This is a genomic window from Actinomyces denticolens (assembly GCF_002072185.1).
Taxonomy (GTDB): domain Bacteria; phylum Actinomycetota; class Actinomycetes; order Actinomycetales; family Actinomycetaceae; genus Actinomyces; species Actinomyces denticolens.
Map to the genome: position 1 here is coordinate 1 of NZ_MVIW01000082.1, position 1,160 is coordinate 1,160.

The 1,160-nt window shown below is 64.1% G+C and carries 1 pseudogene; it reads left to right on the forward strand.

Going from position 1 to position 1,160, the window contains the following annotated elements:
* Positions 1 to 118: 118 nt before the first annotated feature.
* Positions 119 to 430 (forward strand): annotated as a pseudogene (locus tag B1H55_RS12005) (IS1634 family transposase); the annotation flags it as partial.
* Positions 431 to 1,160 lie beyond the last annotated feature (730 nt).

Genomic DNA, 1,160 nt, shown 5'->3' on the forward strand with positions numbered 1-1,160 from the left:
CCCGAAACCGAGCCCGACTCCGAGGCCTTGGACGTCGGCGAGCAGACCACCAGCCAACCCCAGCCGGCAACCGTCGGCGCCAGATAAAACACCCTCCACAAAACCCGGGGCTTGACAGATCGCCTCCTACCACGAGCTGTGGCACGTGGAGCAGTCATTCCGCATGAGCAAGCACGACCTGCGGGCCAGGCCCGTCTTCCACCACACCCACGACGCCATCCAGGCCCACCTCACAGTCGTCATGGCCGCCTTGGCCGTCGCCCGCCACCTACAAGCCGCCACCGGTGTGAGCATCAAGCGGCTCGTCCGCGAACTGCGGCCGCTCCAGGAAGTCACCATCACCATCAACGGCCACCACATCACCGCCCAACCCCAAACCACCCAGACCGCACAGCAAATCCTCAACAACCTGAACACCGCAGGGCACTAAACTGTCAGGACTCAGGAGCCCATAGGAGGCCACGACCGACGCTATCGACCGGTCTCTCTCCACCACCTCACGGGCAACCTGCTCGCGAAACTCCTCGGAGTACTTCGCCTTCGTCATATCCATCATCCTTACTATCGGATCACGGGGAACGGCAACCATCCCCCAAGTCCAAAAACCACCCCCCCAGTCCACCCCTTCAGGAAGTCACCATCACCATAAACAGCCACCACATCACCGCCCAACCCCAGGCCATCGAGACTGCACCGCAAATCCTCAACAACCTAAACCCATGGCACTAAAGTGAGGCGACTCAGGTGCGGGACGTCACGTTTGATGAGGGCTGCCACCAGCTCAGGTCCGGCTCCGGCCCGCAGGTCATGTCCATGTCCACCCTCAGGAACCTGGCCATAAGCCTCATCTGCGCCCTCTACGACGGCACCAAAACATAGCCTCAGCCACCCCGGCCATGGCCCGAAAACCCCTAGCAACTTCGCAGGCAGCCACGGACTTTGCCGATCTTCTGGAGTAGTCGTCGGGGCCGCCACACGCCGCCACACCAGGCGACGGCCTCGACGCCCTTCGGGGACAACCGGTCGGCTGTCGCTCCCGCGGCTCAGTCCCGCGACGGCCGCAGGAAGATGGCGCCCATCGGGGGGACCCGGAGGCGAACCGAGGCGGGGCGGCCGTTCCAGGGCAGTTCCTCGGCCTCGACGTGGCCGAGGTTGCTCAC